Origin of the sequence: Frankia sp. ACN1ag, from assembly GCF_001414035.1 — a bacterium.
GTDB classification, from domain to species: domain Bacteria; phylum Actinomycetota; class Actinomycetes; order Frankiales; family Frankiaceae; genus Frankia; species Frankia torreyi.
The window spans coordinates 1-17,105 of the sequence record NZ_LJPA01000034.1 but is presented as its reverse complement, the minus strand read 5'-3'; the positions used below and the strand labels follow the sequence as shown (position 1 = coordinate 17,105).

The window sequence follows — 17,105 nt, the reverse complement described above, 5'->3', positions numbered from 1 at the left end:
CGACAGAGGATGGTGGATCTATGGCGGTGCCAAGGCGCATTCCCGTCGCGTTCGGGGTGGTGTTCCCGGTGGGGGCGTTCGTGGTCGGCGTCGAGCCGGTCAACGACTTCGACAAGGTCAGGGCGGGCACCCCCGACGCGCAGCAGCGCGACGAGGAGACCGGAGACCTGGTCTGGCAGGTCAAGGTCATCGACGCCGACCCGGCGGCCCGGACCAACGAGGTGAAGATCCGGATGACGGCGGCGGTGCAGCCCGTCCCGCCGGACCTGCTGCCCGGTACGCCTTTTCGGCCCGTCGAGTTCGACGGCCTGTCGCTCACGCCCTACATCGACCGGCGCAACGCCGAACGGCCGAAGATCGCCTACTCGATGCGGGCGTCGGCCATGCGTGCGCCCGGCGGGCTGAACGGCCGGCGCCCGGGTCCGGCGGTGGCGGCATGACCGGCCGCATTCGGCCGGCCATCGACGGTCTGCGCTCGGCGACGCATCACAGTCTTCACGTCGGCGCGGACTGGTCGGTGGCCTGCCACACCTATCCGGACCGGTCACCGATCCTCGCGGTCCGTCTCGGCCTGACGTCGGTGTCCCTGTCGGCGATGTCGAACGCGGTCACCTCGGATCATGTCGATTTCGCCTATGAACTGATCGCGGCGGTGAACGACTACCTCGTGGAGTGCGAACGCATCCGGTTCGACTCCGACGATGCCGCCGACTCGGGGCCGCGGGCCGCGTAGCTCGCACCCGGCCGGTTCGACTGGGCGGCCCGGATACCCGTTTTCCGGATTCCGGGCCGCCCGGAACTTCCCTTCACCCCTCCTGTCCCTGGTTTCGTGCGCTCGAAAAGCGGGTGGTATTGCCATGTCCAGAATCAACGGTGACCAGCGTTTCCCGCGGGTACCGACCCGTACCGAGAAGGTGCGTGTGCCGCTGTGGATGCTGCTACTCGCGGTGGCCGGCAAGGGGCTGGCGCTGGCGGTGCGGGGCTGCTGGCGGCATCGGGTCGTGGTCGCCACGGCGATCGGGGGGCTGCTGTTCGTGCACCGGTTCGGCCTGCTCGGGCTGGGCGTGCTGCTCGGCGGCCTGGTGGCGGTCGGGGTGGTGTGGTGGCGGGTGCATGGCCGGTCGTTCTGGCCGGTGGTGTGGTGGCTGTGGGGCCGCGCCCGGCTGACGTTCGTCTACCAGCGGCGGTGGAAGCCGGCGATGGTCCACACCGACCTTGCGATCCGCATGCCCGCGTCGACCGGCGACCAGGTGACCTTCGACGAGTACTTCCCCCGGATCCGCTCCATCCGCTCGTCTCGGTCGGTGGACGTGTTGCGGGTGGAGCTGCTGCCCGGTCAGACCCCGGCGGCGTGGGCGGAGCAGGCCGAAGCGCTGCGGCACGTCTTCCGGGCACGCCGCTGCCAGGTGCATGCGGAGACGTTCCGGTTCGTGCGGGTCGTGTTCCACCGGCATGACTCGCTGACCCGCCCGGTTCCCCCGGCCGCGCTCGACGACTCCGACGGTGCCGGCCCTGACCCGGCCGGCGCTGCCGGTGACGGTCCCCGTTCCGACCGGTCGTCGCGTGTGGGTGAGCTGGTGGCGGGCCTGTCGGCGGTGCCGGTGGGCTGCTGCGAGGACGGATCCCCCTGGACCCTGCCTGTGCGCGGCTCGCATGTGCTGATTGCGGGGGCGACCGGGGCGGGGAAGGGCTCGGTGCTGTGGGGGCTGCTGCGAGGACTGGCACCGGCGGTGGCCGCGGGGCTGGTGGAGCTGTGGGTGTGTGATCCGAAGGGCGGGATGGAACTGGCCTTTGGCCGTCCGCTGTTCACCCGCTTCGCCACCACCACGGACACCATCGCCGATCTCCTCGACGACGCGGTGAGCCGGATGCAGACCCGCACGGCCACGCTGGCGGGCAACACCCGCCTGCACACCCCGACCCAGGAAGATCCGCTGATCGTCGTCGTGGTCGACGAGATCGCCTCGCTGACCGCCTATGTGACCGACCGGGAGCTGAAGAAGCGGATCGGGGCGGCGCTGCCACTGCTGCTGTCCCAGGGCCGCGCACCCGGGGTGGTGGTCGTGGCCGCGGTGCAGGATCCGCGTAAGGAGGTGCTGCCGTTCCGGGACCTGTTCCCGGTCCGCGTCGCGCTGCGGATGACCGAAACCGACCAAGCCGACCTCGTCCTTGGCAACAGCGCCCGGGAACGCGGTGCCCGCGCCGAGGAGATCCCCCGCGCGCTGCCCGGGGTCGGCTACGTGCTGCACGACGGCAACCCCGACCCGATCCGCGTCCGCGCGGCCTACGTGGATGACGTCGAGATCGGCCGGGTCGTCGCCCACTACCGGCCCGCATCCGCGGCCGGCGGCTGGACCCCGGACGTGAGCAACTACCTCGACGACGGCGGCGACTCCGACCCGTTCGACGGCCTCGACCAGGCCGCGTGACCCGACCGGACCCATCGCCCCCGACACCCCGGAGGAATCCCCCTGTCGATGACCCCTCTCACCTCCACCCCCACCCCGACCGAGCGGCCTGGTTCCCGGGCTGCGCGGATGCGTTCGCCGCTGGCCCGCCACGTCGTCGAGGCGGTCGCGGTGGACAACGGGGTGTGCGTCCGGCCGCTGGCGATGCGCCGCACCAGCCTGGACACCGGCGAAACGCAGATCATCCCCGTTCCCTGCGGCGCCACCCTGGCGAGCAAGTGCCCGCCGTGCGCGGACCGGGCCCGGCGGCTGCGGATGGCGCAGTGCAAGACGGGATGGCATCTCGACGACGAACCCGTCCCCGACCCCGACCCGCCCACGGACGACGCCAAAGCACTCGCCGTCCTGCGGGCGGACCTGGAGGAAGCGCGCGGTGAGGTCCTCGCGGCCGGCGACCTCGGCCAGGTCGGGGAGATCGACGAACTGATCGGCCAGGTCGACCAAGAGCTGTCTGACCTCGGTGTCCGCGGGCGGATCGCCCCGGCCGACCGGGACCGGCCGCGTCGGGTCCGCTCGACGAAGCGTCGCCAGGATGCCCCCGACCTGCCCCGGCTTCCCGTCGAGCGGCGGACGGTCGGGCGGACGTTCACCGCGCCGGACGGGACGGTGTGGCGGCCGTCGATGTTCCTGACCCTGACCTGCGACTCGTATGGGCGGGTGCGTTCTGACGGCACGCCGGTGGACCCGGCCTCGTATGACTATCGGCGGGCGGCGCGGGACGCGATCCACTTCCCGAAGCTGCTGGATCGGTTCTGGCAGAACCTGCGCCGCGCGGTCGGCTGGGATGTCCAGTACTTCGCCGCGCTCGAACCCCAACGGCGCCTCGCCCCGCACCTGCACGCCGCGATCCGCGGCACCGTGCCCCGGATGATGCTGCGCCTGGTCGCGGCGGCCACCTACCACCAGGNCTGGTGGCCCTCCGCGGACCGGCCGGTCTACGACGATCAGCATCTGCCCGTCTGGGACGACACCACCGGCGGCTACCACGATCCCGACACCGGCGTCCCGCTGCCGTCCTGGGATGCGGCGCTCGACGCGATCGGCGAGGACGACGAACCCGCCCATGTGGTGCGGTTCGGCGCACAGCTCCGCGCGGACGGGGTGACCGCGAACTCGGCGAACACCGGCCGGATGATCGGCTATCTGACCAAGTACCTGACCAAGAGCCTCGACGCCTGCCACGCCATCGACAGCGACCGGCAGCGGGCGCACGTCGACCGGCTCGCCGACGCCCTGCGCTACGAACCGTGCTCCCCGACGTGCGCGAACTGGCTGCGCTACGGCATCCAACCCCGCAACCCCCGCCGGGACCTCACCCCCGGCCGGTGCACCGGCAAAGCACACCGGCGCGAAACCCTCGGCTTCGGCGGCCGGCGCGTACTGGTCTCCCGCCGCTGGTCCGGCAAGACCCTCACCGACCACCGCCACGACCGGGTCGACTTCATCCGCCAGCAACTCGCGGCACTTGGCGCCACCGGCACCGGCCCGGCTGCACCCGAGGACGATCCGGCCCGTCTCGCCTGGACCCTGCTACGGCCCGGGGATCCGGCCGCGCCCCGACGCGAACATCTGATCCTGCACGCCATCGCGCAACGCCACGCCTGGCGCGTACAGCTCGGACAGGACACCGGAGCAGGGGCCGGCGGGGGTTCGGCCACCGGGCCGCCGCTGGCGGACGCGGCCTGACCACCCCTGTCCCGGCAAGCCTGGAGAGCCCGCGTGACCAAGCTCCTGCTCACCCCGACCGAGGCCGCTGACCTGCTCGGCGTCAGCCGCAGCACCATCTACGACCTGCTGAACAGCGGGGACCTCGAATCCGTCCACATCGGCCGCGCCCGACGCATCCCGTCGGCCTCGCTGCTCGCCTTCGTCAACCGGCTCCGCGGCCTCGACGACGGACAGGCAGCATGACCGCGCTCACGGCCTGCCGGACGGCGGGGGGTCGGGCCGGTGTTCGGCAATCCACGCCTCGACGTCGTCGGTCCGCCAGATGTGACCGGCGGCCAGGGAGGCATACGGCGCGGGGAACGTCGGGTCTTCCTTCAGAAGCTGGTTCACCCGCGTTCGCCCGACACCGAGCCGGCGGGCGATCTCCGCCGCTCCCATGAGCGGTTGCGTCATACCCGCAATCTACTGGACGACCGTCCAGCGCCGCGTGTACCGTGGGCGCCACTGGACGGTCGTCCAGTCACGTTGAGGCGGTTCCGGCCGCGTGCGGCAACACCCGACCGGAACCTTGATCCCTTCCTGCGCTAACAGGAGAGAGACCCATGCCCATCTTCCCGTCCGACACCCCGGACCCCCGCCCGACCCCCGGCACAGACCTGCCGCTGATCGTGGCCAGCATCGTCCGACCCGGCGTGTACGCGCTGACGGTTCGCCCCGGCGCCGACGCCCGCGACCTCGGTGAGGCGATGTCCCGCCTGCCGGTCGACGCCTTCCTGACCGAGCACTTCGGCGACATCGACCTGACCATGGTCTTTCGCGCGGTGCCCGACGGCCCGAACTCCGAGCCCACCGGGGGCATCACCCCGACGGCACCGGCGGCGGCAAGCGGAACCCGCCCGTAGCGGATCCCCTGCCCCACCCATTTTTCTTCCGTTCTCTGGTAGCGCCTGAAGCTGTCGGGGCGGTGGACGGGTCCAGGGTCGGCCGAAGGCCGATCGCGTAGCGACGCGCAGCGCCCTGGACGCGGCCGGCGACCCGACAGACCATCCCAGCGCCAGAGAACGGAAACCCCACCCGCGCCGGACCACGCCACCCGCGACCCGCGCGCCCGTTCTTTCGGCAAGGAGCCACACCCGCCATGCCCACCAACACCCCACGACGGGTGAGCCTCGTGCAGGCGCTGAACGACCACCTCGACCGCGCCGACCGCGGCCAGGGACGCGCCTACCCGCAGGCCGACGGAGAGACCAAGTTCGCCTGCGACATGGAAGACAGCCCCTACGGCTGCCCCTGGTGCGACACCGTCGAATGGCCCGACGGCAACCCCCTGGACGTGGCCTGATGGCCGCGCGCAAGGGCCGGCGCGGAGCCGGTGAAGGAGCCATCTACAAAGACGCTTCCGGCCGGTGGCGGGCTACCGTGGATCTCGGTTGGAAAGACGGCAAGCGGCAACGCAAGTACCTGTCCGGCAAGACCCGGACGGAGGTCGCCGAGAAGCTACGCACGCTCCACCGGCAGCAGGAAGACGGCGTCAAGGTCGTCACCGGCAACAAGCCGCTCACGGTCGACCAGTGGCTGACGTTCTGGCTCGACACGATCGCCAGTCGGAAGGTTCGCCCGTCCACGCTCGCCACCTACCGCGGATATGTCCGCAACCGCATAGTTCCGGAGCTCGGCGGCTACCGGCTCGACCGGCTCGAACCCGAACACCTGGAATCGTTCTACGCCGCGTGCGAGTCGGACGGGCTGGCACCGGCCACGGTGCTCCAGATGCACCGGATCGTCTCCCGTGCGTTGAAGATCGCGCACCGACGCGGGAAGGTCGCGCGTAACGTGGCCACACTCGTGGACGCTCCCACCGTCCAACGGGACGAAGTGAGCCCCTTGTCGGCGAAGGAAGCTCGCGCCGTGCTCGACACCGCCAAGGGCGGACGCAACCCGGCCCGCTGGTCAGTTGCGCTCGCGCTCGGCCTTCGTCAAGGCGAGGCCCTCGGCCTGCCCTGGAACGCCGTGGACCTGGACAGCACCCCCGCGACGCTCACCGTCCGGCAGGCACTCCAACGCCGCGCCTGGGCGCACGGCTGCACCGATCCGAAGTCCTGCGGCCTGGCACGCCGATGCCCACAGCGCACCGGCGGCGGGCTGGTCATCGTGCACCCGAAGTCCCGGGCAGGACGGCGAACCATCGTCCTCCCGGCCGGTCTGGCGGCCGATCTGCGTGCGCACCGCTCGGCCCAGCAGCAGGAAGCGGAAGAGGCTGGCACCGGTTGGCGCAACGAGCATGGTTTGGTGTTCACGCAGCCGACCGGCCATCCGATCGACCCCAGCGCCGATCACCGGGCGTGGAAGAACCTCCTGAAGGCCGCGGGAGTCCGAGCGGCCCGCCTGCACGACGCGCGCCACACCATGGCAAGCCTTCTCCTCGCGCAGAAGGTCCACCCGCGCGTCGTCATGGAGATCATGGGCCATTCGCAGATCAGCCTGACCCTCGGCACCTACAGCCACGTCGCACCCGAGCTGTCCACCGACGCCGCGAATCAGATGGGCGCGACTCTCTGGGACCCGGAGAACGACGGCGGCCCGCGGACAGACTCGCCCCAGGAACCCGACTCCGCGTAGATCAAGTGTGGGGGGCTCCGGCAACGGGTGTGGGGCTTGCGTGGCGGGTGTGGGGGGCTCTGGCTGCCACCCTGGCTGCCACCAAAGATCGCCGATCTAGAAAGACGCCGGCCGCCCGGGGGTCCGGGGGTTGTCCCCCGGGCAGGCATAACGGCAGGTGGCGAAGCTGATCGAAGATCAGCGAGCAGGGGAAGGGAGCGCGTGGGGCGGGTGGGGCTCGAACCCACGACCGACGGATTATGAGTCCGCTGCTCTAACCGGCTGAGCTACCGCCCCCTGAGCCTGGTCCCCGGGCGTCCGGCAGTGCTGGAGCGTCGAGTGCCTACAGCGTAGCGGGTGGGTTCGGGCGCGGCGCGGGTGCTTGGGCAGGGCCGCCTGGGCCCGAGGCCGGCGCCTGGGCGGCCTCGGGCCCAGGCGCCTGCAGCTCCTGAGGGCACGCCGGCGTGGGCGTGGGCGGAGAGGGATGATTCGACCTATGGCTTGCGGGCCACCGCGCCGTAGCCGTCCACCGCCGCGGCGCCCCCGGCGTCCGGTCGCCACTGCGAGATCGACACCACGCCCGGCTCGAGGAGTTCCAGGCCTTCGAAGAAGCGGGCGACCTGGTCCGGGCTGCGCAGGATGTAGGGGACGGCGCCGGTGTCGTCGTAGCCCTGCTGGGCCTCGTCGAATCCCTCGCTGGTGTTGGTGCTGTCCCACAGCAGCAGATAGCTGCCGGAAGGGACGGCGTCCACCACCCGCGCCACGACCGCGCGCGCCTCGTCGAAGTCGGCGAGGTGGCCGAGGATTCCCATGAACATGACGACGATCGGCCGGGAGAAGTTCAGCACGTTCCTGGCGCCGGCGATGATCTGGTCCGGTTCGTGGAGGTCGCCGTCGACGTAGGTGGTCACGCCCTCCGGCGTGGTGTTGACCAGCAGGGCGCGGGCGTGCGCCAGCACGAGCGGGTCGTTGTCGACGTACACGATCCGGGAGGCGGGGGCGAGGCGCTGGGCGACCTCGTGGGTGTTCTGCATGGTCGGCAGGCCGGTGCCGATGTCGAGGAACTGGTGGACGCCCGCCTCACCGGCGAGGTGGCCGACGGCCCGGATGAGGAAGCGTCGGGATTCCATGGCCAGGGTGACGATTCCCGGGAACGCCTTGATGTAGGCGTCGCCGGCCTCGCGGTCCACCGGGTAGTTGTCCTTGCCGCCCATCCAGTAGTTCCAGATCCGAGCCGAATGCGGCGTCGTCACGTCGATCTTCGGATGGTCCACCGGGTCCGCGGTGCCATCGTGCTGCTCAGCCACGTCTCTCCTCGCGCTAGCTGGGCCGGGCGAACCCGGCGAAGCCGGAAGATCCANCCAAGTACGCGGCCCGCGGGCCGGATCGGCACGTAGGGCAGTCTCGGCTACCGACACGAGACTAGATCGGCACGGATGGCAGCGGATCAACTACCTAAACATGAGCTTCTGCTGCTTCTGAATGTCAGGTGTCGACGACCCGGTCCGGCCGCTCCTCCCCCGGCTAGGGACCGTTAACCTGGCACGAGGCTGCGTCGTCGGGTGTCTCGGTCGTCGGGCGTCGCGGTCATCGGGCGTCGCACTGCGCGAGGAACGGGGGAGGATGCGGGTGGGTAAAGCCGGCGCGGTGCGACCGAGCGCCCAGCGGACGCGCGAGCGGCTGCTGCTCGAGGCCGCCCGCATGTTCGCCACCCGCGGATTCCACGGGACGTCCATCGACGACCTCGGCGCCGCCGCCGGCATCAGCGGGCCGTCCGTGTACAAGCACTTCGGCAGCAAGGACGAGGTGCTTGCCGAGCTGCTGATCGACATCGGTCAGCGGATGCTCGACAGCGGGCAGGCCGTCGTCGCGGCCGCGAGCGATGACGCGGACGCGCTGCGCCAGCTCATCGCGTGTCATGCCGGCTTCGCGACCAGCGAGCCCGATCTGATCAGGGTGCACGACCGGGACATGGCGAACCTGTCCGCCGAGGCGGACCACCAGGTCAGGTCCCGGCAGCTCGCCTACACCAGGCTGTGGGTGACGCCCCTGCGCGCCCTGCGGCCCGGTCTCACCGAACGTCAGGCCCAGATCGAGGTGCATGCGATCTTCGGGCTGCTGAACTCGACGAAGTACAGCGACATCGGCACGGCGGCGCGCACCCGGCTGATCGGGATGGCCGAGCGCGCGCTCTCGCTGGCTGCCTGACGGTTCACGGGCGACGGCTCACGGGCAACGGCTCACGGGCAACGGTTCACGGGTAACGGTTCACGGGTAACGGGTAACAGGTAGCCGTCGCTAGCCCGAGGGTCGACGGCCGGTGGCCGGGCCGGGGACGGTGACCCCGACGTTGTCGAACAGGTGGGTGCCGGTGAAGTCGGCGGACACCAGCAGCCGCAGCTCGCCGGCCAGCGGGTCGACCCGGGCGAGCGTGGCGGCGTCGACCACCTCGGCGTAGTCGACCGGCGCCACCGCGGCGATCCGTCGCCGCAGCAGGGAGCGGATCGCCCCCGCGTCCCGTTCGCCCGCCTCGACGGCGGCGACGGCCTCCCTCAGCGCCGCGTAGAGCGTGGGTGCGGCGGCTCGGTCCGCGGCGGACAGCCTCCTGTTACGGCTGGAGGCGCACAGGCCGTCGGCGAGTCGGACGACGGGACACGCGACGATCTCGGCCCGGATCGACAGGTCCACGACCATCCGGCGCAGCACCGTCAGCGGCACCCAGTCCTTCTCGCCCGTGTACGCCCGGCACGGGCCGACGATGTTGTAGTACTTCGCCAGCGCCGTGGCCGCCATCCGCAGGAACGACGGGTCCTCGGCGTTCTCCCACGGCGCGGCCAGCTCGTCGGCCGGCACGACGGCCGTGCGTACCGGGAGATCGGGGTACATCTCCGCCACGGCCGGGCGGAACACCAGGTTCACCCCGGCGTCGAACGCGAGGGCCGCGTCCGCGTCGAAGTCCCGGTCGTAGGCGGGGACCGCGTCGGAGGTCACGCCGGGGACCGGGGCCAGGAACAGCGGCATGATCGACAGTTCGCACTCGGCCGCCATGCGCCGGATCACCGTCAGGTGCCCCTCGTGCAGGGCGCCGCTCGTCCCGAAGAAGCCCACCCGTCCACCGGCGGCGCGCACCGCGTCCNCCGCCGCCCGCACTCCGGCGATCGTCGTGACCGTCCGGGCGGAACCCGCGAGGAGCCCGTTCCCGCTCATGGCGTGGCCTCGCCCAGGACGGTGTCACTCGACGTGATCATGGGAAGGTCCAGCACGGAGACGCAGCCGGGCGGCGCGGCGACCAGGGCGGCAAGCACGTTGATCGCCCGGGCCGAGTTGAGCTGGGCGTTGGCCGCCGCCGCCGCGGTCCCCTCCGGCCAGGTCAGGGTGGCGACCAACGGCGGTGACGCGTCGAGTTCCACGGTCCACGCCGGCTCGTGCTCGGTCTCGCGCCAGCCCGCGCCGAGCCCGAGCACGGCGGTCTGCTCGTTGGTGATCGTCAGGTAGGCGGTCGGCCCGCTGTAGGCGGTCCAGGTCCAGCGGACCCCGCCGACCGTGCCCGCCTCGATGGTGAGGCCGCTGCCGGGGAGCGTCACGGTCTCGGCGGCCAGCGCGGTCCGCTTGTCCGTCTGCTCGATCCGGGTGAACGGGACGCTCAGCGCCGCGGCCACCATCCTGGCCGAGGACGTCATCAGCCACAGCCAGCCGGCGTCCAGCGCCGCGGCGCTCTCGGACTCGCCGGGGGGCAGCCCGAGGCCCAGGCCGTCGCGCAGTTGCGCGGCGGACGGGTAGTGCGCCACGTGGTTGCGCTGGACGGCGTCGATATGCCGGACGGAGCCGGTGTAGCCGGTCAGGAAGATCGGCAGGACGTCGCTGATCAGGCCCGGGATGTTGCCGCCGGCGGCGAAGGTGGAGCCGCCCGTGCGGCAGGCGTCGGCCAGCAGGGCCTGTTCCGGCTCGCCGTCGAGAAAGTAGCCGCCGAGCCCGGTGTAGACGTTGATGCCGGCGGCGAGCAGTCGGGCGATCGACTCCGGGTCGTAGCCCTGCGCGCTCCAGATCGCCGCGTCGGGGGCCAGCGCGATGATCTCGTCGAGGCTGCGGGTGGTGGTGATGCCGAGCGGGGGGAGGCCCACCACGTCACCCGCGTCGCGACCGGCCTTCTCCGCGCTGTGGACCAGGACGCCGACCAGCTTCATCCGGGGATGGCGGGCCAGCCGGCGGATGTTCTCCGCACCGACCCCGCCGGTGAAGCACTGCACGACCCGGATCATCGCAGCGCCACCACCTGGGCGTTGGTGGCCTTGCCGCCGTCGAACCGCTCGAAGATGTTGCTGCTCGAGCACACCGAGATCAGCGGCGGGAGCGCCGTGCCGTCGCAGGTGAAGGTGATCCCGTGCCCGATCGGCAGCGGCACGTTCTTCGCGCTCTTCACCGCCGCGGTGACGGCGGCGGGGCTGATGTCGCCCCGGATGCCCTGGGCCGCCCGGATGAACGACATCATGCCCTGGTAGCCGATGCCGGCGTAGCCGCCCGTCGGGGTGTCCGGCGCGTACCTGGCCATGATCGCGTCGTAGCGCCGCACCTCGGGATCGTCCTTGCTGATCACGTCGTACGGGGTGGCGACCTGGGTGCCGTCGATGGCGGACCCGACCGCGTCCAGGACGCTGCGCTCCACGCAGGGCTGGGTGATCAGCGTGTCGGCGCTGTTGCCGACGGTCTCCAGGGCCTTGATGACGCTGATGCACACCGTCGACTCGCCGATGACGGCGACCGCGTCGGGCTTGCGCCGCAGCGCCGCACTGACGATCGGGGTGGCGTCCGGGGTGCCGGCCGGGACGGTGGCGACGGTGAAGTCCACCCCGGCGGCCTTGAACGCCGGCGCCCCCAACTGCTGGGCGGCGCCGATGGCGGACGGGGAGTCGATGACGAACGCGGTGAACGATCGGTAGCCCTTGTCCTTGGCGTACTTTGCCCACGCCCGCAGGATCGAGGGGAAGCCGCCCGTCCAGACGAACGAGGCGGGGGAGGTCAGCTCGGGGGCCGTCGCGCCGTTGGCGGTGATGTACGGGATGCCGGCCCCGGTCACGATCGGCGCGATCGTCGCGCCCAGGCCCGTCGAGGTCACGACCAGCGCGTCCGCCTTCGCCTCGACCACCTTGTTGGCGCAGGTCCGGGCGGTCGCGACGTCCTCCCTCGTCGGGCAGGTCAGCACGATGTCGATCCGATGGCCGCCGATGCCGCCGAGGTTGTCGTTCGCGTAGCTGACCGCCGCCTTGGCCGCCGCGGTCGTCTCGGGCTGGCTGATCGCCGCCCCGCCCTCGTTCGTGATGATCGCGACGCGCACCGGCGCCGACGCCGACGGCCTCGTGCCGGGAAAGAGGCTCGGGTCCGCCGACGCGGCCGCTCCACCCGCCGCGGAACCGCTTGATCCACAGGCGGCCGTCGTCAGGACGAGCGCAGAGAGCACCGTGCCGGCCAGCGCGCGCGGGGCGATGCCCGCGCGCCGTAACGGGATGATCGACATCGTCGGTCCTTTGCCTGGGAGCCGGGGTCCTCCGCCGAGCGGCCGGCCTGTGCCGGACGTCACAGCGGTGATGCAGGAAGGTAGAGCTCCCACGCCGGGAAAGTCAACGTTCGTTAGCCAGCCACCTTGCGAACCATCGCGCTGACCCTGCCAACTCGGGCTTGAAACTCGCCAGTTGACCACTGAAGCGAACGAACGTTAGCCTCTGCGACGACAGGATCGTATGACCTGCCGCACATTCCGAGTTCGACTCCACCTCGTCGCACCGCCCGCACGCACCGGTCCCGCCTCGCATCGGTCCCGCCTCGCATCGGAGCAGATCAGCAGATGAGCGTCGGCATCGCCAGTGCCGTGGACAGCTTCGCGACAGCGGAGTTGGAGACCTTCCCCCCTGGGCCGCACGACGTCGTCGTCGCGGTCGGCGCAAGCGGGATCTGCGCCAGCGACCACAGCGTGCTCGCCGGCCACCTGCCCTTCGGGCTGCCGTTGGCGCTCGGGCACGAGTTGGCCGGACGGGTGGTCGAGGTCGGCACGGACGTCAGCCGCGTCCGCGTCGGCGACCGCGTGGTCGGGGCGTCGATTCCCGCCTGCGGGCGGTGCTGGTGGTGCCGCCGGCACCTGAAGTACCTGTGCTCCCAGACGCCGGCGATCTGGGCGACGCCTCGCTACCGGACCGACGACGGGCGTGCCGTCAGCGCGTTCTGCGGGCTCGGTTCCTTCGCCGAGACGGCCACCGTGCACGAGCTGTCCGTCGTCCCGGTCGGCACCGACCTTCCCGACGAGCAGCTCGCGCTGATCGGGTGCGGCGTCGTCACCGGGGCGGGAGCGGTCTTCAACACCGCGCGGGTCTCCCCGGGTGACGAGATCGCCGTCGTGGGCGCCGGCGCCGTCGGCCTCGCCGTGATCCAGGCCGCCGCCGTCGCCGGGGCGAGCCGCATCGTCGCGATCGAACCCGTCCCGGCCAAGCGTCGGCTGGCGGCGGACCTCGGCGCGACGGACGTGCTGGACCCGGCGGTCACCGACGACCTCGTCGCAACCGTCCGGGACCTCACCGCCGGCCGGGGCGTCGACGCGGCGTTCGAGGCGGCCGGGCGCGTCGACACGACGCTGGCCGCCTACCGGATGACCCGTGCGGCGGGAACCGTCGTCGCCGTCGGAGCGGCGGAGGCGACCGCGGTCCTCGACCTGGGCGCCTGGGAGCACGTCAGCAGCGGCCGGAACTTCACCAGCGCGGTGTACGGGTCCGCCGACATCGACGTGGACTTCCCGCTGCTGGTGCGCCTGGCGGAGGCCGGCCGCCTGAACCTCGAACGGCTCGTCTCCACACGCATCGGCCTGTCGGCCGCCGACATCACCGCCGCCTTCGCCGACACCGAGTCCGTCCGCACCGTGATCCTCCCCTGACCGTCCGGCGGGAACGGCACCGCCGACCGCCGCCCACCCACCGCCGCCCACCCACCGCCGACAGAACGCGCCGGACCCGGACGTGCCGGGTCGGGCCGTGTCCCCCGCGAGCACCCGAAAGGTCGACATGACCCTCTCCGATAAGACCGCGCTCGTCACCGGCGCCGGCCGCGGTATCGGCCGGGCCATCGCCCGTCGGCTCGCCCGCGACGGCGCGGCCGTCATCGTGAACTACGCGACCAGTGCCGAGCAGGCCGCCAGCCTGGTCAAGGAGATCGAGGCGGACGGCGGCGACGCCTGGACGGAGCAGGCCGACGTCGCCGATCTGGCCCAGGTCGACGATCTGTTCACGCGGATCCGGGCCCGCACCGATCGCGTCGACGTGCTCGTCAACAACGCCGGGCGCGGGGCCGGCGGCATGCCGACGCTGGCCGCGACGACGCCGGCGATCTACGACTCCACGTTCGGCCTCAACGCCCGTGGCCTGTTCTTCGTGACGCAGCGGGCGGTCGAGCTCATGCCCGACGGTGGGCGCGTCATCAGCATCAGCAGCGGCAGCTCGTCGACCCGCCAGCCCGGACTGTCCGCGTACGCGGGCAGCAAGGCGGCGATCGAGGCCTTCACCCGCGTCTGGGCCACCGAGCTGGCCCCCCGCAAGGTGACGGTGAACGCGGTGGTCCCCGGCATCGTGGACACCGACCTGATCCGCAACGGGATGACCCCGCAGCTCGCCGAGCACTACGGCAGCCTGGTCCCGCTCGGCCGGCTCGGGCAGCCGGAGGACATCGCGGACGTGGTGGCCTTCCTCGCCGGCGACGATGCCCGATGGATCACCGGCCAGTGCGTGACGGCCAGCGGCGGTGCCTGACCAGCAGCCCTGATCCAGCAGCCCACCCGTCCGCCGTCCGCCGCGGCCGTCCGCCGTCCGCCGCGGCCGTTCGCTTCCCGCCGCGGCCGTCCGCCGTCCGCCACCCGCCACCCGCCACCCGCCACCGCAGTCAGGAGCGCCGTCGTGCACGTCACCGTCGAGTTCCCCGTGTCGGACCCGCACTACAGCCCCGAGCTGGTGACCGCGGCGGGGGTCACCCGAGTGGTCCAGGCGGCCGAGAGGCTGGGCTACGCGGCGGTCGCCTTCACCGAACACCCGGCGCCGTCGCTGAAGTGGCTCAGGTCGGGCGGGCACGAGGCGCTCGACGTCGTCCCGGCGCTGGCGTTCTGCGCCGCGGCAACGACCCGGCTTCGCCTCATGACGTACCTGCTGGTGCTGCCGTACCGCAATCCCCTGCTCACGGCCCGGGCGGCGGCGACCGTGGACATCCTGTCCGAGGGCAGGTTGACCGTCGTCGTCGGAACCGGCTATCTGCGCTCGGAGTTCCGGGCCCTGGGCGTGGACTTCGACGAGCGCAACCTGCTGTTCGACGAGGCGCTCGAAGTCCTGCGGGGCGTGTGGAGCAGATCCCCCTTCGACTACGAGGGCAGGCACTTCACCGCCGCCTCGATCGCCGCTCTGCCGATGCCCGTCACGCCGGACGGACCGCCGATCTGGGTCGGCGGCAACAGCGCCGTGGCCCGGCGCCGGGCGGCCCGGGTGCAGGGCTGGAGCCCCCTGATGATCCCCGACTCGATCGCCAGCACGACGCGCACGCCCGCCCTGACGTCGTTCGCCCAGCTCAGGTCGGCGGTGACGGAAGTCAACGAGCTTGCCTNTCGGGAGCGCGGACGGGACGTCACCGTCGACGTCCAGCTCCAGTCCCTGCAGAGCACGTGGCTCCAGGACCCGAACGGCTCCCCCGACGAGCATCTGGACTTCCTGGGCCAGGCCCGGGACGCGGGCGCGACCTGGTTCGTCGTGCAGCCCCCCGGGCACAGCGTGGCAGCCTGCATCGACGCTCTCGAGCGCTACGCCGACGTCGTCCGCCTCAGCTCGTCGACGCCGACAGGTCGACCGTGAACTCCTCGCAGACGCCGTGCAGTCGGAGGGTCGCCGGGGCGGTGGACGCGTCGATGTGCCGCAGCGGGCGACGGCAGAGGACCAGGGGATGGTCTGACCAGAGCTGTGGGACTGCGCTCGTCGCCGAGGTCCGGGCGGCACGGCACCCGCTCACCTATCTACCGACGGCGAGCTTCATCCGAGTCTCTCCCCGTGATCATAGAATCACCGCACCGAAGCCTTCGACGCTGGGCGGCTCATGCCGACAACCGAGACATCCGGTGTCTTGTCACAGTGCGCGCGCTAGGATACGGCTGCGTGACCAGTCAGGTACGCAGGGCCCTGCGTGGAATCGCATACGGCACGTCGGTTGCCGCTGTCACTGTCGCGGCGCTTGTGACGCTGCCCGAGGTCGGACCCCTCATCGGCTTCTCCGCGGTAGTCGCGGTCGCAGCCGCGCTTCTGCCCACTCTGTGGCTGGCGGACCGGATTCGACTGGTGCCACCGGCCTCGCTTGTCGCCTGCGGCGTCTCCCTGGCCGTGACGTTCCTCTATCCCGGACCAGCCGTGAATGCCACGGCGAACTGGTGGCTGCTGGAAACAGTCGCGCTGTTGGTCCTCATCGTCCCGGCGGTGCGCCGCCCGAGTCCCCGGACATCCCTGACCCTGGGGACGCTGTTGATCATCACCGTCACCTTGCTGCCGCTGCGGCTGATCCTGCGCGTCGACCCGCATGCGACCTTCGGGCAGGCGAGCAGACTCTGCCTGGCCTGGGCCCTTCTGTCGGCCGCTTCGGTCGGCGGTGGATGCTACCTGCGCTCGCTGGACTCCAGGAGCCGCGCTGCGGTGGTCGCCGAACGCCGGACGCAACGCGTCGACCTGGCCCGTGATCTGCACGATTTCGCCGCTCACGATGTCACCGGCGTCGTCGTGTTGGCTCAGGCCGCGCAGGTCCTTGCCAGGGAGGATCCACGCCGCGCTATCGAACTGCTGCCCCGTATCGAAGCCGCCGGCGCCCAGGCGTTGGCCGCAATGGACCGTACAGTCCAGGTATTTGCCGAGACGGCCAGGGTGGAACGCGGCGAGGTAGTCGGACAGCCGGGCGGCGCGGAGGTCACCCCCCGCTTGCCCCGGGATCTGGGCGAGCTTCCCTCCTTGGTCTCCAGGTTCGCCGGGTAGCCCGGGGGGATCTCACCCCCAGGCCCCCACAGAACGGAGCGTGACGGTCTCCTGTCACTCCGCTCTTCCCATCCAGTCCGTCAGAAACTGGTGACCCATGCCCAGTGGGCGAGCAGGCGGGGCTGTCTACGTATCAGCCCCTTCCACCAGCGTTTGGCCTTCTTGAACGACCGCAGCCGTTTGAACTTCCGCCTTGCCCATCGCACCAGATAGGTATTGATGCGTTGCAGTAAACGGTACAGCTCGGAGCGGTAGAACTCCCCGTAGTAGTTCATCCAGCCACGAATGACCGGATTCAGCCACGCCGCGAGCGCCGCAATGTCCTCGGTCGTGCGCAGGTTGATCC

18 protein-coding genes, 1 tRNA gene and 4 pseudogenes are annotated in these 17,105 nt (G+C 71.4%); 15 read left to right on the top strand and 8 right to left on the bottom strand.

From position 1 onward, the window contains the following. Positions 1 to 20 precede the first annotated feature (20 nt). The 6 genes and pseudogenes from UK82_RS24630 to UK82_RS24610 all read left to right on the top strand — a co-directional run bounded on the left by UK82_RS24630 (position 21) and on the right by UK82_RS24610 (position 4,379). Positions 21 to 440 carry a hypothetical protein gene (locus UK82_RS24630; RefSeq protein WP_044888113.1) on the top strand — a complete coding sequence of 140 codons (420 nt, stop codon included), beginning with the start codon at positions 21 to 23 and terminating at the stop codon, positions 438 to 440. Further along, the gene (locus UK82_RS24625) at positions 437 to 733 is read left to right on the top strand and encodes a hypothetical protein (protein ID WP_044888112.1); all 297 of its coding nucleotides are present in this window, start codon (positions 437 to 439) and stop codon (positions 731 to 733) included. Before UK82_RS24630 ends, UK82_RS24625 begins: the two co-directional genes overlap by 4 nt. A gap of 124 nt (positions 734 to 857) precedes the next feature. Further along, entirely contained in the window at positions 858 to 2,429 is a 1,572-nt protein-coding gene (locus tag UK82_RS24620; RefSeq protein WP_055409616.1) for an FtsK/SpoIIIE domain-containing protein, read from the top strand. Positions 2,430 to 2,477: 48 nt separating this feature from the next. Then, positions 2,478 to 3,375, top strand: a pseudogene (locus tag UK82_RS39940) (replication initiator); the annotation flags it as partial. A 1-nt stretch (position 3,376) separates the two neighbouring features. Continuing rightward, a partial coding sequence (locus UK82_RS39935; protein WP_313949834.1) for a replication initiator occupies positions 3,377 to 4,154 on the top strand: 778 nt, incomplete at its 5' end. A 33-nt stretch (positions 4,155 to 4,187) separates the two neighbouring features. Next, positions 4,188 to 4,379: a helix-turn-helix domain-containing protein gene (locus tag UK82_RS24610; protein ID WP_055409613.1), complete on the top strand. Its 192-nt coding sequence runs from the start codon at positions 4,188 to 4,190 to the stop codon at positions 4,377 to 4,379. 6 nt (positions 4,380 to 4,385) lie between these two features. Here the strand turns inward: UK82_RS24610 and UK82_RS24605 are convergent, their stop codons facing one another. Next, positions 4,386 to 4,589: an AlpA family transcriptional regulator gene (locus UK82_RS24605; RefSeq protein WP_236706390.1), complete on the bottom strand. Its 204-nt coding sequence runs from the start codon at positions 4,587 to 4,589 to the stop codon at positions 4,386 to 4,388. A gap of 149 nt (positions 4,590 to 4,738) precedes the next feature. On the opposite strand from UK82_RS24605, the gene UK82_RS24600 reads away from it, so the two are divergent. The 3 genes from UK82_RS24600 (at position 4,739) to UK82_RS24590 (ending at position 6,755) form a co-directional block, all read left to right on the top strand. Continuing rightward, the gene (locus UK82_RS24600; protein WP_055409609.1) at positions 4,739 to 5,038 is read left to right on the top strand and encodes a hypothetical protein; all 300 of its coding nucleotides are present in this window, start codon (positions 4,739 to 4,741) and stop codon (positions 5,036 to 5,038) included. A gap of 236 nt (positions 5,039 to 5,274) precedes the next feature. Next, positions 5,275 to 5,478, top strand: coding sequence for a hypothetical protein (locus tag UK82_RS24595; protein WP_055409607.1), 204 nt, complete (start codon positions 5,275 to 5,277; stop codon positions 5,476 to 5,478). After that, entirely contained in the window at positions 5,478 to 6,755 is a 1,278-nt protein-coding gene (locus UK82_RS24590) for a site-specific integrase (protein ID WP_055409605.1), read from the top strand. The genes UK82_RS24595 and UK82_RS24590 overlap by 1 nt, the downstream gene beginning before the upstream one ends. A gap of 202 nt (positions 6,756 to 6,957) precedes the next feature. Here the strand turns inward: UK82_RS24590 and UK82_RS24585 are convergent. Together UK82_RS24585 and UK82_RS24580 are read right to left on the bottom strand one after the other, a co-directional pair. Then, positions 6,958 to 7,031: transfer RNA gene (locus UK82_RS24585), tRNA-Ile, on the bottom strand. Between the two features lie 197 nt (positions 7,032 to 7,228). Then, positions 7,229 to 8,041, bottom strand: coding sequence for an SAM-dependent methyltransferase (locus tag UK82_RS24580; RefSeq protein WP_044888105.1), 813 nt, complete (start codon positions 8,039 to 8,041; stop codon positions 7,229 to 7,231). Between the two features lie 316 nt (positions 8,042 to 8,357). Here UK82_RS24580 and UK82_RS24575 point away from each other — a divergent pair, with 316 nt between their 5' ends. Continuing rightward, entirely contained in the window at positions 8,358 to 8,942 is a 585-nt protein-coding gene (locus tag UK82_RS24575) for a TetR/AcrR family transcriptional regulator (RefSeq protein ID WP_044888104.1), read from the top strand. A gap of 90 nt (positions 8,943 to 9,032) precedes the next feature. Here the strand turns inward: UK82_RS24575 and UK82_RS24570 are convergent. From UK82_RS24570 to UK82_RS24560, 4 genes and pseudogenes are all read right to left on the bottom strand, one after another. After that, positions 9,033 to 9,870, bottom strand: a pseudogene (locus tag UK82_RS24570) (pantoate--beta-alanine ligase); the annotation flags it as partial. 1 nt (position 9,871) lies between these two features. Beyond that, positions 9,872 to 9,941 (bottom strand): hypothetical protein (locus tag UK82_RS41710; RefSeq protein ID WP_255354357.1); only part of this gene is annotated, 70 nt, incomplete at its 3' end. Then, positions 9,938 to 10,981, bottom strand: a complete 1,044-nt coding sequence (locus UK82_RS24565; RefSeq protein ID WP_236706389.1) for a hypothetical protein — start codon at positions 10,979 to 10,981, stop codon at positions 9,938 to 9,940. The genes UK82_RS41710 and UK82_RS24565, both read right to left, overlap by 4 nt. Before the next feature lie 8 nt (positions 10,982 to 10,989). Beyond that, entirely contained in the window at positions 10,990 to 12,246 is a 1,257-nt protein-coding gene (locus tag UK82_RS24560; protein ID WP_044888101.1) for an ABC transporter substrate-binding protein, read from the bottom strand. 327 nt (positions 12,247 to 12,573) lie between these two features. Between UK82_RS24560 and UK82_RS24555 the strand changes: the two genes are divergently transcribed. From UK82_RS24555 to UK82_RS24535, 5 genes and pseudogenes are all read left to right on the top strand, one after another. After that, positions 12,574 to 13,650 (top strand): zinc-binding dehydrogenase, encoded by a 1,077-nt coding sequence (locus UK82_RS24555; RefSeq protein WP_044888100.1) that lies wholly within the window; start codon positions 12,574 to 12,576, stop codon positions 13,648 to 13,650. A gap of 127 nt (positions 13,651 to 13,777) precedes the next feature. After that, positions 13,778 to 14,518, top strand: a complete 741-nt coding sequence (locus UK82_RS24550) for a glucose 1-dehydrogenase (RefSeq protein WP_055409678.1) — start codon at positions 13,778 to 13,780, stop codon at positions 14,516 to 14,518. A 144-nt stretch (positions 14,519 to 14,662) separates the two neighbouring features. Then, positions 14,663 to 15,356: pseudogene (locus UK82_RS24545) on the top strand (TIGR03619 family F420-dependent LLM class oxidoreductase); the annotation flags it as partial. 1 nt (position 15,357) lies between these two features. After that, positions 15,358 to 15,601, top strand: a pseudogene (locus tag UK82_RS39930) (LLM class F420-dependent oxidoreductase); the annotation flags it as partial. A 297-nt stretch (positions 15,602 to 15,898) separates the two neighbouring features. Next, on the top strand, positions 15,899 to 16,759 hold the full coding sequence (locus UK82_RS24535; protein WP_161849165.1) for a histidine kinase: 861 nt from the start codon (positions 15,899 to 15,901) through the stop codon (positions 16,757 to 16,759). Between the two features lie 80 nt (positions 16,760 to 16,839). Here the strand turns inward: UK82_RS24535 and UK82_RS24530 are convergent. Continuing rightward, positions 16,840 to 17,105 (bottom strand): group II intron maturase-specific domain-containing protein (locus tag UK82_RS24530; protein ID WP_304438068.1); only part of this gene is annotated, 266 nt, incomplete at its 5' end.

Excerpts from the sequence above, each read along its gene's own strand:
- UK82_RS24630 (WP_044888113.1), top strand. The coding sequence starts at position 21 with ATGGCGGTGCCAAGGCGCATTCCCGTCGCGTTCGGGGTGGTGTTCCCG.
- UK82_RS24625 (WP_044888112.1), top strand. The coding sequence starts at position 437 with ATGACCGGCCGCATTCGGCCGGCCATCGACGGTCTGCGCTCGGCGACG.
- UK82_RS24620 (WP_055409616.1), top strand. The coding sequence starts at position 858 with ATGTCCAGAATCAACGGTGACCAGCGTTTCCCGCGGGTACCGACCCGT.
- UK82_RS24605 (WP_236706390.1), bottom strand. The coding sequence starts at position 4,589 with ATGACGCAACCGCTCATGGGAGCGGCGGAGATCGCCCGCCGGCTCGGT.
- UK82_RS24600 (WP_055409609.1), top strand. The coding sequence starts at position 4,739 with ATGCCCATCTTCCCGTCCGACACCCCGGACCCCCGCCCGACCCCCGGC.
- UK82_RS24595 (WP_055409607.1), top strand. The coding sequence starts at position 5,275 with ATGCCCACCAACACCCCACGACGGGTGAGCCTCGTGCAGGCGCTGAAC.
- UK82_RS24590 (WP_055409605.1), top strand. The coding sequence starts at position 5,478 with ATGGCCGCGCGCAAGGGCCGGCGCGGAGCCGGTGAAGGAGCCATCTAC.
- UK82_RS24575 (WP_044888104.1), top strand. The coding sequence starts at position 8,358 with ATGCGGGTGGGTAAAGCCGGCGCGGTGCGACCGAGCGCCCAGCGGACG.
- UK82_RS24560 (WP_044888101.1), bottom strand. The coding sequence starts at position 12,246 with ATGTCGATCATCCCGTTACGGCGCGCGGGCATCGCCCCGCGCGCGCTG.
- UK82_RS24555 (WP_044888100.1), top strand. The coding sequence starts at position 12,574 with ATGAGCGTCGGCATCGCCAGTGCCGTGGACAGCTTCGCGACAGCGGAG.
- UK82_RS24550 (WP_055409678.1), top strand. The coding sequence starts at position 13,778 with ATGACCCTCTCCGATAAGACCGCGCTCGTCACCGGCGCCGGCCGCGGT.